Below are 15,749 nucleotides of genomic sequence, written 5' to 3'. Positions count from 1 at the left end.
GCTCTTAACCAGGGAGGCTTTTGCTATTCAGAAGCGGTCTCAGCTTTTCTTACGATACAGCTGGTAAAGGCTGGAGAAGTCCAGTTTGCCATTGCCCTGGGACTGGTGCAGGTTGAACAGACCCCGTGCGGCGGAACCCATCGGCACCGGCGACTGACTGCCCTGGCTGGCATCCATCGCCAGGCCCAGGTCCTTGCACATCAGATCGGTCATGAAACCACCGTCGTAGTCACGGGAAGCCGGCACGCCTTCCTGTACACCGGGAACCGGGTTGTAGACTTCCAGCGACCAGTTACGGCCCGAGCTCTTGAGCATGATCTCGGACAGAACCGCCGGATCCAGACCATTGTTGACGCCCAGGTTCAGCGCCTCGGCGGTACCGGCCATGTGGATCGCCAGCAGCATGTTATTACAGGCCTTGGCCACCTGACCCGCACCAGCACCTCCGGCGTGGAAGATGTTCTGACCCATGCAGTCCAGGATCGGCTTAACCTTGGCAAAGGCCGCATCGGAACCACCCACCATAAACGCCAGCGTACCGGCAGCAGCACCGGCAGTACCACCGGAAACCGGCGCATCGACAAACTCGATACCACGATCGGCCGCGGCTTTGTTCAGTGAGCGGGCAGAGGCTGCATCGATGGTGCTTGAATCAATAACGACACAATCCTTGCTGAGCTTATCCAGCAGGCCGTCACCGCTGACCAGCACCGATTCAACATGCATACCGGCCGGCAGCATGGTGATCAGGAAGTCGGCACCTTCGGCAGCGTGAGCCGCATTGTCGGCGAACACCGCACCGGCTTCGACCGCATGTTGAACCGCCGCTTCGGACAGATCGTACACATGGACGTCATGACCGTTCTTGACCAGGTTGGCGGCCATCGGCCCACCCATGTTGCCCAGCCCTACAAATCCAATTTTTGCCATTGTCTTTACCCTATTGTTTTTCTGTCATTAACCCGGTGGGGTTAATAAAATCTTGCACGGATGTACGAGCGAGGCTGAAGCCTCGTCAGACAAGGGCGGACATGTGCCGACCTTGTCGCTAACAAAATACCGAAAGGAACGGTATTTTGTTGCCAGGTAAATAGGAGTCGCTGTTTGGGCGGCTCCTGCGAGTTTTACAGCTGTGCTAATGGATGATCAGCCTCAGACCAGGGCGAGACAAACAGCCCCTCGACCCAGCTCTGTTCAACGGTTTCGAGCGACTTGAAGCGCCAGTCCGGCTTGCCGTCCTTGTCGATCAACAGCGCGCGAACCCCTTCGGCAAACTCACCGGCCTTACCGCAGTTCAGTGACAGGACCAGTTCTGCCTGGAACACCTCTTTCAAGGACAGGTGCTTACTGCGCTTGAGCTGAGCGAAGATCAGCGCCATCGCCGCAGGGCTACCGGCCTTAACCGCGCCCTGGGCTTTCTGCAGCCAGCGATCGTCGGTTTCCAGTGCCAGAATGGCCGCCACGATATCTTTCAGCTCGTAGTGGTCCATCAGCGCGTTGATGGTGTCGAAGTGCTTCAGTACCTGAGACTCCGGCAGTTGCTCCAGGCTGTCCTGCTCCAACTGACGCAGCACGGTGTTGACGCCGTGGTGCAGGTCTTCCAGATCGCTACCCCACTCAACCGCCTGCAGCTGCTCGATCAGCAAACCGCGCTTGTCGGTGCTGACAAAGCGATCGCCCAGGCCGACATAGCGGCAGTCGGCCGCATTCAGACCACTGGCGGTCAGGCCCAGGAACAAACCGACCCGGCCCGGCATCCGGTTCAGGAACCAGCTACCACCCACATCCGGATACAAGCCGATGCTGACCTCTGGCATCGCAATCCGAGAAGTCTCGGTTACCACCCGGTAGTTGGCACCAGCCATCAGGCCCAGGCCACCACCCATCACAATACCGCCACCCCACACAATCAGCGGCTTGGTAAAGCAGTGAATCGCATGGTCCAGTTGGTATTCTTCGGTAAAGAAGGTCTCGACAAAATCCGGGTTGTCGTTATCGCCAACCATGCCCTTGTAAAGGTTGCGAATGTCGCCACCGGCGCAGAACGCCTTGTCACCGGCACCGTCGAGGATCACGGCGGCAACAGAGTCATCGGCTTCCCACTCGGGCAGTTTCGGTGCCAGCAGTTCGATCATCTCCAACGTCAGGGCATTGAGGCTCTTTTCGGAGTTCAGGGTCGCCTGGATGATCTTCTTGCCGTTGGTGGCGGCGTGTTCGGTAAACAGGATCGCTGTCATTATTGATGTCCTTTCAGTCGGCTCGGCATCGCTGAGCACGGCGTGTCGTTGCTAATATCGCTTCGACTATTTGTTCTTGCGCTAATCCGCTACTGATTCTTCCGCTATTGGTTTTTCCATTGCGGCTTACGCTTCTCGAGGAAGGCGTTGACGCCCTCTTTCTGGTCCTCGGTGTGGAACAGGTCGACAAACAGCTCGCGTTCGGTCGGCAGCGTGGTGCTGTTGTTACGCTGGTGAACCAGCTGGATCAGCTCCTTACAGGCCGCAACCGCAGACGGGCTTTGCTGGGCCACACCCTCGGCCAGCTCCAGCGCACGATCCAGCGCGCCACCCTGGGGGACCAGCTCCTCCACCAGGCCGATCTCGTAAGCCTTGTCGGCCTTGAGGCGTTCACCGCACAGGATCAGACGCTTGGCCCAGGCCATGCTGGTCAGGTTGAGCAGGTTCTGGGTACCGCCAGCACAGGGCAGCAGACCAACCTTAGCTTCCGGCAGCGCCATCTGGGCTTGCTCTTCGGCCACCCGGATATCACAGGCCAAGGCCACTTCCAGACCACCGCCCATGGCGAAACCGTTGATCGCCGCGATGGAGACACCACGGAAGTTGCTCAGCGCTTCGAAGGCTTCGCCGAAGTAGCGGGACATGTTGCGAGCGACGCCGAAGTCACCATCGGCGAACAGATTCAGATCGGCACCGGCGGAGAAGAACTTCTCGCCCTGGCCGGTGATGACCAGCGCGTAGATATCACGGTCAGCATTGAGCTCGGCAACCGTGCTCTTGAGCATCTTCAGGCTCTGCTCGGTCCAGGTGTTGGCCGGCGGGTTGTTCATGGTCAGCAGCGCCGTATGGCCACGCTTTTCAATCAGAATCGGATTGCTCATTTGGTCAATTCTCCTTAATTCGATGCTGAGTCTTACAGGACGCTGGAAGCGCCGTCGGTCAGCAGTCGGCGGGCAACAATAACCCGCATGATTTCGTTGGTCCCTTCGAGGATCTGGTGCACCCGGGTATCGCGCAGGTAGCGCTCCATCGGATACTCCTTGATGTAGCCATTGCCGCCGAAGATCTGCAGTGCCGCATCGCAGACCTGATAACCCACGTCGGTGGCGAAACGCTTGGCCATCGCACAGTAGGTGCTCTTGTCCGGGTCGTTGTTGTCCAGTTTGAACGCCGCCAGACGGATCATCTGACGCGCTGCCACCAGTTCGGTGGCCATATCGGCGAGCTTGAACTGCAGTCCCTGGAAGTGGGCCAGCTGCTTGCCGAACTGCTTGCGCTCCTGCATGTAGGCGGTGGCTGCCTCCAGTGCTTGCTGCGCGGTACCGACCGAGCAGGTGGCGATATTGATTCGGCCGCCGTCCAGACCCTTCATCGCGATCTTGAAGCCGTCGCCCTCGTTGCCCAGCAGCGCCTCGGCCGGCACCCGGACATCTTCGAAGGTGATCATTCGGGTCGGCTGGCTGTTCCAGCCCATCTTGTCCTCTTTACGGCCGTAGCTGATGCCGTCGAGTTTGGCATCCACCGCAAAGGCGGAGATCCCTTTCGGGCCATCGACGCCGGTCCGGGCCATCACCACCAACACATCGGTATCACCGGCGCCGGAGATGAAGCATTTGCTGCCGTTGAGGATGTAATGATCGCCGTCACGACGGGCGGTGGTCTTCAAGGACGCCGCATCGGAACCGGCGTTGGGCTCGGTCAGACAGTAGGAAGCCAGCTGCTCACCCATCACCAGGGTCGGACACCAGCGTTCGATGGTCTGCTCGTTACCAAACTCGCCGATCATCCAGGTGGCCATGTTGTGAATGGTTATAAAGGCGGTGGTGGAGGTACAGCCCATCGACAGCTGTTCAAAGATCACATGGGCGTCGAGACGGGACAGCCCCATACCACCGGCTGCTTCGGGTGTGTAGATGCCGCAGAAACCCAGCTCGCCGGCTTTGGCGATGACTTCTTTCGGGAATGTCTGCTGCATGTCCCATTCCGCCGCCTGAGGGGCCAGCTCCTGCTCGGAGAAGGCACGGGCCGAATCGGCAAAGGCGACCTGGTCTTCGGTGAGATTGAAATCCATAGCATGTCCTTGGTTGTCCGCGCGGGCTGTACCCGCGGGTAACCGTTTCAGTAAGCGGAGATGCAGATAGCGTCTCAGGAGGCGCTATCTGCGGGTTCCGTGAAACTCTCTGAGTGCGTTGCACGGAACAGTGTTCGGCAAAGATACGACATAAACACGCCGGATGCGCGCTCGGCCGTCTTGCCGCTCCCGAATCGCTCCGGGAGCGGCTCTCACATCAATCTAACGCTCAATCACTTCAGGTTGATGGTCATGTTGGCGCCGGTGTTGATGTCGTCTTCGAACCAACGGGCGGTGACGGTCTTGGTCTCGGTGTAGAACTTGATCGCCTGCTTGCCGTAAGCATGCTGGTCACCGTAGAACGATTTGCGCCAGCCGGTGAAGGAGAAGAACGGCAGCGGTACCGGTACCGGTACGTTGATACCAACCTGACCGACCTTGATCTCGTGCTGGAACTTCCGCGCCGCGGCTCCGGAGGCGGTGAAGATGGAGGTACCGTTACCGTACGGACACTCATTGATCAGCTCGATCGCTTCCTCGATGGTGTCGGCTTCGATACAGCACAGAACCGGGCCGAAGATCTCTTCTTTGTAGATCGACATGTCGGTGGTGACGTTGGTGAACAGGGTCGGGCCGACCCAGTTACCATCCGGGTAACCTTCGACGGTGCAGTTGGAGCCGTCCAGCTCGCAGGTGGCACCCTCTTTCTTACCGGCTTCGATAAAGCTCAGGATACGATCCTTGGCCGCCGGGTTGATCTGCGGACCATAGGCCGCCTCTTTATCGTTCCAGGCGCCCGGACGAACCTTGGACAGCGCTTCTTTCAGCTCCGGAATCCACTTGCGCGACTCGCCCACGAACACGGCAACCGAGATCGCCATACAACGCTGGCCGCCGGCACCGACAGAGGCGCCAACCAGATTGTTGATCAGGTGATTCTTCTGCGCATCCGGCATGATAACCATGTGGTTCTTGGCACCGGCAAAGGCTTGAACGCGCTTCAGGTGGTCGGTCCCGGTCTTATAGATATGCTCGCCGACGGCCACGGAACCAACGAAGGAGATCGCCTGGGTCACCGGGTGAGTCAGCAGCTTGTCGACCTGCTCCTTACCACCGTGAACAACCTGCAGCACACCTTCAGGGGCACCGGCTTGTTGGAACAGCTCGACCAGGCGGGTCGGGGTGTTGGGGTCCTGCTCGGACGGCTTCAGGATAAAGGTGTTACCGCAAGCGATCGCCAGCGGGAACATCCACAGCGGGATCATGGCCGGGAAGTTGAACGGGGTGATACCGACGCAAACGCCCAGCGGCTGGGTGTAGCTGTAGCTGTCGATCTTGCGAGCGACGTTTTCAACGGTCTCGCCCATGCTCAGGCTGGCGATGTTGCAGGCGTGCTCGACCACTTCGATACCGCGCCAGACGTCACCCATACCGTCTTCGAAGGTTTTACCGGTCTCTTCACACAGGATGGTGGCGATCTCTTCCTGGTGCTCTTTCAGCAACGCCTGGTAGCGCAGCATGATACGGGCACGTTCGCTGATCGGAGTTTCCTTCCAGGTCTCAAAGGTCTTGGCCGCGCTGGCAATCGCGGCTTCCATCTCTTCGTCGGTGGTGCAAGGCACCTGCGCGATCACCTCCTGGGTGGCCGGATTGGTGACCGGAATCCACTGGTCGGTTTTACTCTGGACGAATTCGCCGCCGATAAACAGGGGGACTTGCTTGCTCATGCTGTGCACCTTTGCTGGGTAGCGATCCCGGATCGGGGGAACTGGGTCGCCGGTCTTTTATTGGTGGGATGTTGCGCCGGGCAACACCGTTGTTTTACGACTTACCCTGATTTAAGCACAGCGAATGAGGCGCAAGGATTGAATAAATTGCCCCAATAATGGACTATCTTGTTATTCCACCCCCATTTTAAAACCATAGTATAAGGAACCTCTGATTGAATCGGACTGTATTTATGGCCTTCAGCCTGGTTCGCAATTTAGGCGCAGCTTTATAGGCATGTCTAGACCTGTCAAAAAGCTGCAACGCGAAGTGCGGATCAGGCTGAAGGCCCCGAAGGGTAAAGCCTGAAATGCACAGACTCGTTATTACAGCCTTTGCCAAGGGCTACGGCCATTGGCTGCAGACTGCGCCTAGATTCTGCACATTTCAGGCCTTACAGAAACACTGTCTGATTTAATCAGAGGTTCCCAAATGAGCAAACCCTCCAGCTGGCCCCTGCCCCCCAACAGCAACCGTTACGTGGTGCCGCGCTCACTGGCCGAGCGACTGCGGCAACATCCACTGTCCAGCGACCTCTACCCCCTGGGTATCGGACACTATGTTCAGGCGCTAGGCCACGCCATGACTCGCGAGGACCATGATGACTATCTGCTAATTTACTGCACCGAGGGACGCGGTGCCCTGACTGTCGGACAGCATCACGGCTACCTGAAAGCGGGGCAACTGGTGCTGCTTCCACGGGGGCTGGCCCATACCTACAGCGCCGACGATGCCGATCCATGGACCATCTACTGGGTTCATTTCGAGGGAGAATCCGCTGACGCCTTCTTCCGCAACTTACCGATGGACCCGGACTATCCTGTGATCGAGGTGGGACAAAATGCCAAGCTGATCGCCGACTTTGAGAACCTGCTGCAAGTGCGAAGAAGCGGTTACCAGCTACGTCCTTTTCTCCATGCCGCCAACCAGTTAAGGCAGATTCTCAGCTACCTGGCACTACTTCGCAGTCGCAGCACGGCCACCGATAGTGGCTTCGATCTGGAGCTGATCCACAGTTATATGCAGTCCCATATCCACGAACCGCTGGAACTGGAAACCCTGGCCAATCAGGTCAACCTGTCGAAATACCACTTCGCCAAGAAGTACAAAGAAGCCACCGGCACCAGCGCGATCAATCACTTTATCAACTTGAAGATCGAACACGCCTGCCAGCTGCTCGATGTCGGCAACCAGAGCATCAGCCAGATCAGCTACGCGTTGGGGTATGACGACGCCTACTACTTCTCGCGTCTGTTCAAGAAGGTGATGGGGATATCACCGAGTCAGTATCGGGGCATGCGCCTCGGCAGTTGGCCGAGGCGCAGCTAAGGCGAGCAGTCAGAATGCCGCTCGCGAGTCGGATCAACGGAAGCTGTCGTTGATTACCTCAAGCACGTCACTGCCCGGACACAGCGCCCGCTCGCCAAGGCTGTTGAGCGGTTTGTCGGTGGTGCCCAGCACTTCATGCAGATCCTGCGCGGCGGGATCCACATACAGCAGACCGGTCAGAATCCGGTCTTCCTGACGGCTCTGTTCGATCGCCGCCAGTGCCTGTTGGCGATCTTGCGGGTCGTATTCATTACCGGTTTTCTGCAGACGAAGAATCGAGCCGTCGTGCAGGCAGATATCCTGAGCTTCGGAGTCGCTGGAGCTGACGATGATCTCCTCCTCAACCGGCACGAAGTCGGTGACCGCCCCGGTGGTGACATGGTCACGGACGTAGTCGTAACTCTTGGTCGAGCCGGCGTGGTTGTTGAAGGTCACACAGGGCGAAACGATATCGATAAAGGCGAAACCGTTGTGACTCAGGCCGGCCTTGATCAGCGGCAGCAGCTCGCGTTTGTCACCGGAAAAGCTGCGGGCCACGAAGGTCGCGCCCAGCTGGATCGCCATGGTGACCAGGTCAATTCCCTCCAGCGGGTTGGCCTGGCCCTGCTTGCTCAACGAGCCCTCATCGGCGGTGGCGGAGGTCTGGCCCTTGGTCAGACCGTAGACACCGTTGTTGGCGACCAGGTAGAGCATATTCAGACGACGACGCACCACGTGGGCGAACTGCCCCATACCAATGGCAGAGGTATCACCGTCACCGGACATGCCGATGTAAACCAGATCCCGGTTGGCCATGTTGGCACCGGTCACGATCGAGGGCATCCGGCCGTGAACCGAGTTGAAGCCGTGGGCCTTGTCGAGGAAGTAGGTCGGCGCCTTGGAAGAGCAGCCGATACCCGACAGTTTAGCGATCCGGTGCGGCGGAATCGACAGCTCGTGGCAGGCCTGGATGATGGAAGCACCGATGGCATCGTGGCCACAACCGGCGCAAAGGGTCGATAGCGGTCCTTCGTAAGCCTGCTGGGTCAGTCCCAGTTCGTTACGGGGCAGCTTCGGATGGCGGAATTTCGATTTCAAAAAACTCATGTCGGCTGATCTCGCAACTAGTTGGCTACTTTCAGGTTCGGCTTGGCACTATCGCCCTGATCCTGCTCGATCCGCTCGCTGATACAGCGGGCCGTGATCGGCAGGCCGTCGTAGTGAAGTACGGAAACCAGCTTCTGGCCCGGTGCATCCAGCTCATTGACCAGCAGGGTGCGCATCTGGCCGTCGCGGTTCTGCTCGGCCACATAGACGCTCTCGTGGCTGTCGATAAAGTCGCGGACTTCCTGACCAAACGGGAAGGCACGAACCCGACACAGATCGACGTCGATGCCCTGCTCGGCCAACTGGTCGCGGGCTTCCTGCGCCGCGCTGGTGGTGGTACCGAAGTACAGCAGCCCCAGCTTGGAGGCCTTCTTGGGCTTACGCTGCTCGATCACCGCCTTGGGCAGCAAGGTAGCAGCGGTCTCGAACTTGCGGTTCAGACGGTCGACGTTGTCGACGTAGATGTCGCCCAGCTCGGTGTAGATCGCATAGTGGTCACGGGAGGTACCACGGGTAAAGAAGGCACCCTTCTCCGGGTGGGTACCCGGGTAGGTGCGGTAGCAGATACCGTCGCCGTCGCGATCCAGGTAGCGGCCGAACTTCTCCATCTGATCCAGCTGCTCGGCATCAAGCACCTTACCGCGGTCGTAGCTGCGCAGATCGTCCCACTCCATCGGATCACTGAGGTGATCGTTCATTCCCAGTTCCAGATCGCTCATCAGGATCACCGGGGTCTGAATCCGCTCGGCCAGGTCAAACGAGGCGGCGGTCAGATCGAAGCACTCTTTCGGGTCGGCCGGGAACAGCATCACCTGCTTGGTATCGCCATGGGAGGCGTAGGCACAGGCCAGCAAATCCGGCTGCTGGGTCCGGGTCGGCATCCCGGTGGAAGGTCCGGCTCGCTGCACGTTGATCAATACGATCGGCAGCTCGGCAAAATAGGCCAGTCCCAGGAACTCGGTCATCAATGAGATCCCCGGACCACTAGTGGCGGTAAAGGAACGGGCGCCGTTCCAGGCACCACCGATCGCGACACCGATCGCCGCCAGCTCATCTTCGGCCTGAATCGAAGCGAAGTTCTTCTTGCCGCTGGCCGGGTCGATCCGCAGCCGCTCGGCGTACTTCATGAAATTCTCGACCACCGAGGTGGACGGGGTGATCGGATACCAGCCACAGACGCTGGCACCGCCGTAGACAGCACCCAGACCGGTGGCGCTGTTACCGTCGATCATCAGCTTGCCTGCGGTCTTGTCGCTGCTCTGCACCCGAATCGGCAGCGGGCAGCTGAAGTGCGTCGAGGCGTACTGGTGACCAAGCTCCAACGCATAGATGTTGGGCACGATCAGCTTCTCTTTGCCTTTGAACTGATCCTTGATCATCCGCTTGAGTACGCCGAAATCGATATCCAGCAGCGCCGACAGCGCACCGACATAGATCACATTCTTGAACAGCTGACGCTGGCGCGGGTCGGTGTATTCGCGCAGGCAGATCTCGGAGATCGGAATCCCGATCAGGTTGACGTCGCTACGGACCAATTCCGACGGCAACGGCTTGGTCGAGTCATAAATAAAGTAGCCCCCCGGCAGCAGGCTCTGCATATCGCGGGCGATCGACTGACTGTTCATCGCCACCACGATATCGGCGCCACCTCCACGGCGACCCAGGTAGCCTTTTTCGCTGACCCGCACTTCGTACCAGGTCGGCATGCCCTGGATATTAGAGGGAAACTCGTTACGGGGTGCCACCGGAATGCCCATCCGGAAGATCGACTTGGCGAACATCAGGTTGGCACTGGCGGATCCGGTACCGTTGACGTTGGCAAACCGGATCACAAATTCATTGACGGATTCTAGTTTCGACATGGTTATCACTGTCTCCTGCCCTAGGCCAACTTAAGGATGAATTTCTGCATATCCCAGGCGCCGGTCGGGCAGCGCTCGGCACAGAGGCCACAGTGCAGGCAGAGGTCTTCATCTTTGACCATCACCTGGCCGGTCTTCAGATCGGCTGAAACATAAAGATCTTCGTTGCTGTCGCAGGCCGGAACCCGCAACCGCGAGCGCAGATCCTGCTCTTCACCGTTGTCGGTGAAGTTGATGCAGTCCATCGGGCAGATATCTTCGCAGGCGCCGCATTCGATACAGCGGTTGGTGGTAAACACCGTGTGGACGTCACAGCTCAGACAGCGGGCCGCTTCCTTGAGCGCCAGACGCTCGTCAAAGCCCAGCTCAACTTCGGCATCGATCCGTTGCAGCGCATCGCTCAGGTCCATATGGGGAACCGCCTGACGCTCGTCGTTGGAGACCACGTTCTGGTAGCTCCACTCGTGAACTCCCATCTTCTGGCTGATCAGATCGTAAGTCTCGGCGGGGCGATCCTCGACCAGGTCTTTGCCCTGGCAGTACAGATCGATCGACAGCGCCGCCTGATGGCCATGGGCCACGGCGGTGATCACGTTCTCGGGGCCGAAGGCGGCATCGCCACCGAAGAACAGCCCCGGACGGGTCGATTGCAGGGTCTGGTCGTTCAGCACCGGCATGCCCCAGTTATCAAACTCGATACCCAGGCCCGGTTCGATCCACGGGAACTTGGCATCCTGACCGATCGCCACCAGAACGGTGTCAGCGGCGATAAAGACCGGCTCCTGCCCGGTCGGAACCAGTGAACGCTTGCCTTTTTCGTCGTAAACCGACTCGACCACATCGAAGCGCATACCGACCAGCTTGCCGTCTTCGATCACGTAATCTTTGGGCACATGGTGGTTCACAAAGGTGATGCCTTCGGCCTGAGCATCGTCCTTCTCCCACGGCGAAGCCTTCATGTCCTCGTAGCTGGAGCGCACCACCACATTGACCGCCTTGGCCCCCAGTCGCAGCGCGGTACGACAGCAGTCCATCGCGGTGTTACCACCACCGAGGACGATCACATTCTTGGTGGTTTCGGTGATGTGACCAAAGGCCACCCCGGCCAGCCAGTTGATACCGACCTGGACCTGCTCGCCAGCCTCGTCACGCCCCGGAATCTTCAGATCACGGCCACTGGGCGCGCCGGTACCGACAAACACCGCGTCAAAATCCTCTTCCAGCAGCAACTTCATGCTGGTGATATCAGTACCGAAACGGGTCTCGACCCCCATATCCAGAATCCGATCGACCTCTTCGTCGAGCACTTCCTCGGGCAGTCGGAATGCCGGAATCTGGCTGCGAACCATCCCGCCGGCCTTGGCATCACGGTCAAAAATGGTGACCTGATACCCCAGCGGCAACAGATCCCGTGCCACGGTCAACGAGGCAGGCCCGGCACCGATCAAGCCGATCCGCTTACCGTTCTTCTCGGTCGGGATCGTCGGCAGACGCTCGCTAATATCCTCTTTGTGGTCGGCAGCCACCCGCTTCAGACGGCAGATGGCAACCGGGGTCTCTTCCACCCGGCTACGGCGGCAAGCCGGCTCGCACGGACGGTCACAGACCCGTCCCAGCACGCCCGGAAAGACGTTGGACTTCCAGTTGACCATGTACGCATCGGTATAACGACGCTCGGCAATCAGGCGAATATATTCCGGAACCGGCGTGTGGGCCGGACAGGCATACTGGCAGTTGACCACTTTATGAAAGTGTTCGGGGGATTGGGTATCGGTTTGTTTCACGAAGACCTACCTAGGTTATTCCCATCTCTAAAGGAATGGCTACATCGACAGGTAAGACCGGAGCGGACAGCCTGTGTACAACGGACATACAACTAAGCAACCTACTCTGATTCGCTCAAAGACCACGAGGCTGGATCAGGAGCTAAAACCTGGTCAAAGTGCAGCTTCATTATTTCCGGACCGATCAAAAACAGCTTGTCAATAACCAGCCCAGGGTATTAATAGGGCCAAATATTACCAGCCCCCCGACCAATAACCATAAGGAGAATACCTACATAGGTCTAAATTGACTGCCAAACTGCAACAAAACTCTGTTAACAGCCCTTCGACGACGGATTCTGCCGCGCATTCACCCTGAAATAATGCCCAAAAAACAAGACCATTCCGCTCAGCCGCATCAGAGCTGACAAGCGCCCTTCAAGCGGGCACACTAAGCCGACATTTTGATAGTACGGAGAGAATCATGGGGCTGTTCGACAGTTTGAAAGGCTTGTTCGGCGGAAATGAAAGCGGCAACAACGGGGCAGAACAACAGCAGGCCTATGAAGAGCAGAGCATCGATTACGAAGGCTTTCATATTACCCCGGCGCCGATCAAAACCGGCAACAGCTATCGGGTTGCTGCCACTATCACCAAAGGGGAAAAGGAACACCACCTGATCCGTGCCGATGAGATGCCGTCGCTGCAGGACTGTATCGAGATCAGCTTGCGCAAATCGAAGCAGATGATTGATCAGCAGGGTGAAGGGTTGTTTGAGTCTCGGTAATCCACCTACCTGCGGATATCGAATCCGGCACTACTGAAACGCCCCTTCTACGAAACCCTTATTGCGCCTTCCCGGCGCCTTAAGGATATGCGCCGCCATATCCTTAAGAATCCTAGGCGGCCCCTGCGAAAACGCCCTGCGGATACGCGCCTTCGGCGCTATAAACTCCGGCCTGAGGCGGGCCGAAGGGGCGTTCACTCGACACAGTCCCTGTATCTAGCCCTGACGGGCAGCCAACAGCTGTGCAAATCGGCTATCCTGCCGATTTGTCGATGCCCCTGCGCCCCGTCGCGTCGTCCATGACGCGACCCTGAAGGGCCTGTTTCAGTCCGAGGTTTATCGTTTTCGAAGGGGGGTTGGGGTGCAAGCTGTTACTTCAGTTGTTGGGGCGAAGACCTGTCATTGCTGCCGGTGAGCACGGAAGTGGAATTCGGATCAGGCCCTCTTTTTTAAAAGAGGGGCGAGGCAGGGACGCCGAGCCGCAGCGCCGGGGCAGGAGCCCCGTTGCTGCGCCCCGGGTTTCACTTTCGCGCACAACGAATCCGCCAGGACGGCAGCACACGGCTGGCACCGAAAAGCGTTTTTTGCTTCGTTTTTGTCGCGATTGACAAAAATGAAGGCGCCCGAGGGGGCGCAATAAAGAATCAGAGGCAAACACCAAAAATCAGGCTTGCCTCAACCCTCGAAGTTACTGCAAAAGGAATTACTGCTCCCGTAATCCCAACACCGGATGAGCCTCTTCCTCCTCACCCTTGAACCAGGCCAGCTTATCCCGCAGCTCAACCACCTCGCCGACGATAATCAGACTCGGCGGTTGCAGCGGATTACGCTCCAGCTCCTGTTCAATCGTAGCCAGGGTACCGACAACCACTTTCTGTTGCGGCGTCGAACCACCCTGCACCAATGCCACCGGCGTTTCCGGCGCCTTACCGTGGGCCACCAACTGTTTGGCAATGTGACCGACCCGGTGCAGCCCCATGTAGAACACGATGGTCTGATTTTCCTGCACCAGTTCGGGCCAGTTCAGATCCGAGGTGCGGTTTTTCAGCTGACCGGTGATGAACTTAACCGACTGGGCATAGTTTCGGTGGGTCAATGGAATCCCGGCATAGCTGGAACAGGCCGACGCAGCGGTAATGCCCGGCACCACCTGGAACGGAATCTGGTGTTCGAATAATTCCTCCAGCTCCTCGCCACCACGTCCGAAGATAAAGGGATCGCCACCCTTAAGGCGCAGCACCTTGTGACCTTTAAGGGCCTGCTCGACCAGCAACTGATTGATCCCCTCCTGGGGCACCGCGTGATTACCACTCTCTTTTCCGACGTAGATCCGCTCGGCATCACGACGACAAAGTTCCAGCACCCGCGGCGAGACCAGGCGGTCGTAAAGCACCACGTCGGCTTGTTGCATCATCCGCAGCGCTTTGAACGTCAGCAGATCAGGATCGCCGGGGCCGGCACCGACCAGATAGACTTCGCCACCGCACTCCTTCTGGGACTGCTGCAGCTCCTTCTCCATCCAGGCTTCGGCATCCTGTAGCTGGTTGGCCGCCAGCTTGTCAGACACGGGGCCGTACAGCACCTTCTCCCAATAAGCACGACGGGATGAAATATTATCGAAACGCTGTTTGACCTTATCTCGGAAGCGTCCCATCAGGTTTGCCAGATCGGCATAATAACGGGGGATCAGGGCTTCCAAGCGCGCCCGCACCATCCGCGCCAACACCGGTGAAGCACCGCCACTGGACACCGCTATCATCAGCGGTGAACGATCGACGATGGCCGGAAAGATAAAGCTGCACAGTTCCGGGCTGTCTACCACGTTGACGGGAATACCGGCGGCCTGGGCATCACCATGGACCTGCACATTGAGCGCATGATCATCGGTGGCCGCCACCACCAGCAGCGCCCCCTCCAGCATCTCGGCCTGGTAGCCCTGTTCCAACGCCTCACCATCGTACTTGTCCAGCAGTGTGTGGATCTCCGGACGGATTTCGGGTGCCACCACCCGCACCCTGGCACCGGCACGGCACAGCAGCTCGGCTTTACGCTCGGCCACCATTCCGCCACCGACCAGCAGGCAAGGTTTGGTTTTCAGATCAAAAAACAGCGGTAGATATTTCATACAACGTCCCGGTCTCTTACAAGGAATAGGCCAAGTTTGGGCCATCCTAACCCACCCCGACAACGACGGTGATCAATTTTGCCGAAAAAGTTTTCAACGTTCACAAAGACGTTCCTCGGGGGGGGTAACCGCAGCCCCTGACTCAGCCCCCGCATACCCGATCAGTTCTGGATTCTTACCGGTGAATGCTGCACTATCGACGGCCTCAACACTGCAGGCACTCGCACCCTGTCAACCGGATACCCGGCAACAGAGGCCTAGCCTCCGGCCTGCACCACGATCAACCTATTGAAGCCGTTACCTATGTCACTCCCACCCTGCCCCAACTGCAATTCCGAATACGTCTATCAGGATCAAGACCAGCTGATCTGCCCCGAGTGCGCCCATGAGTGGAACCCCGCAGATACTACCGCCGACGAGGAGGTCATCACTGCCAAAGATGCCAACGGCACGCTTTTAAACGCAGGCGACAAGGTCACCCTGATCAAGGACCTGAAGGTCAAAGGCAGCTCCCAAGTGCTGAAGATCGGCACCAAGGCATTGATCAAGCGGATCGTCGAAGGCAAGGACCATGAGCTGGACTGTCGCGTCGATGGTGCCGGCGAGATGATGGTGACCGCCAAGTTTGTCAAACGGGCCTAATAGCCGTTAGCGTTCCTCCCACCTGCTCGTACGTCATCGAGAGTGGTAAAAAAAACCCGGCCAAGGCCGGGTTTGAACAA

General features: G+C 58.3%; 12 protein-coding genes. 3 read left to right on the top strand and 9 right to left on the bottom strand.

The annotated features are described in order from the left end of the window. Positions 1 to 39 precede the first annotated feature (39 nt). The 5 genes from mmsB to ACO05M_RS08655 all read right to left on the bottom strand — a co-directional run bounded on the left by mmsB (position 40) and on the right by ACO05M_RS08655 (position 6,035). Positions 40 to 930, bottom strand: coding sequence for a 3-hydroxyisobutyrate dehydrogenase (gene mmsB, locus ACO05M_RS08675; protein ID WP_421870312.1), 891 nt, complete (start codon positions 928 to 930; stop codon positions 40 to 42). Between the two features lie 194 nt (positions 931 to 1,124). Next, positions 1,125 to 2,237, bottom strand: coding sequence for an enoyl-CoA hydratase/isomerase family protein (locus tag ACO05M_RS08670; protein WP_421870309.1), 1,113 nt, complete (start codon positions 2,235 to 2,237; stop codon positions 1,125 to 1,127). Positions 2,238 to 2,341: 104 nt separating this feature from the next. Beyond that, entirely contained in the window at positions 2,342 to 3,118 is a 777-nt protein-coding gene (locus ACO05M_RS08665) for an enoyl-CoA hydratase (protein WP_114695799.1), read from the bottom strand. A gap of 32 nt (positions 3,119 to 3,150) precedes the next feature. Further along, positions 3,151 to 4,308 (bottom strand): acyl-CoA dehydrogenase family protein, encoded by a 1,158-nt coding sequence (locus tag ACO05M_RS08660; protein ID WP_421870306.1) that lies wholly within the window; start codon positions 4,306 to 4,308, stop codon positions 3,151 to 3,153. Between the two features lie 233 nt (positions 4,309 to 4,541). Further along, on the bottom strand, positions 4,542 to 6,035 hold the full coding sequence (locus ACO05M_RS08655; RefSeq protein WP_421870303.1) for a CoA-acylating methylmalonate-semialdehyde dehydrogenase: 1,494 nt from the start codon (positions 6,033 to 6,035) through the stop codon (positions 4,542 to 4,544). Positions 6,036 to 6,507: 472 nt separating this feature from the next. On the opposite strand from ACO05M_RS08655, the gene ACO05M_RS08650 reads away from it, so the two are divergent. Further along, positions 6,508 to 7,404: an AraC family transcriptional regulator gene (locus ACO05M_RS08650; protein ID WP_114695802.1), complete on the top strand. Its 897-nt coding sequence runs from the start codon at positions 6,508 to 6,510 to the stop codon at positions 7,402 to 7,404. 33 nt (positions 7,405 to 7,437) lie between these two features. Here ACO05M_RS08650 and ACO05M_RS08645 read toward each other — a convergent pair whose 3' ends face one another. From ACO05M_RS08645 to ACO05M_RS08635, 3 genes are read right to left on the bottom strand one after another with little or no spacing between them, the layout of a single operon-like run. After that, the gene (locus ACO05M_RS08645) at positions 7,438 to 8,490 is read right to left on the bottom strand and encodes a 2-oxoacid:ferredoxin oxidoreductase subunit beta (protein ID WP_421870300.1); all 1,053 of its coding nucleotides are present in this window, start codon (positions 8,488 to 8,490) and stop codon (positions 7,438 to 7,440) included. Positions 8,491 to 8,507: 17 nt separating this feature from the next. Then, a complete protein-coding gene (locus ACO05M_RS08640) occupies positions 8,508 to 10,352 on the bottom strand; it encodes a 2-oxoacid:acceptor oxidoreductase subunit alpha (RefSeq protein WP_421870298.1) in 1,845 nt (614 codons plus the stop codon). A gap of 20 nt (positions 10,353 to 10,372) precedes the next feature. Next, complete coding sequence (locus tag ACO05M_RS08635; RefSeq protein ID WP_421870295.1) at positions 10,373 to 12,136, bottom strand: FAD-dependent oxidoreductase; 1,764 nt, start codon at positions 12,134 to 12,136, stop codon at positions 10,373 to 10,375. A 463-nt stretch (positions 12,137 to 12,599) separates the two neighbouring features. Between ACO05M_RS08635 and ACO05M_RS08630 the strand changes: the two genes are divergently transcribed. Next, a complete protein-coding gene (locus ACO05M_RS08630) occupies positions 12,600 to 12,902 on the top strand; it encodes an HlyU family transcriptional regulator (RefSeq protein WP_421870291.1) in 303 nt (100 codons plus the stop codon). A gap of 703 nt (positions 12,903 to 13,605) precedes the next feature. On the opposite strand, the gene cysG is transcribed toward ACO05M_RS08630, so the two are convergent. Next, complete coding sequence (cysG, locus tag ACO05M_RS08625; RefSeq protein WP_421870288.1) at positions 13,606 to 15,027, bottom strand: siroheme synthase CysG; 1,422 nt, start codon at positions 15,025 to 15,027, stop codon at positions 13,606 to 13,608. A gap of 303 nt (positions 15,028 to 15,330) precedes the next feature. Here cysG and ACO05M_RS08620 point away from each other — a divergent pair, with 303 nt between their 5' ends. Further along, positions 15,331 to 15,669 carry a zinc ribbon domain-containing protein YjdM gene (locus ACO05M_RS08620; RefSeq protein WP_421870286.1) on the top strand — a complete coding sequence of 113 codons (339 nt, stop codon included), beginning with the start codon at positions 15,331 to 15,333 and terminating at the stop codon, positions 15,667 to 15,669. Positions 15,670 to 15,749: the final 80 nt, after the last annotated feature.

The sequence above is a fragment of the Motiliproteus sp. genome (genome assembly GCF_965230735.1).
GTDB lineage: Bacteria > Pseudomonadota > Gammaproteobacteria > Pseudomonadales > Balneatricaceae > Motiliproteus.
This window is presented reverse-complemented; position numbering and strand designations above follow the sequence as displayed.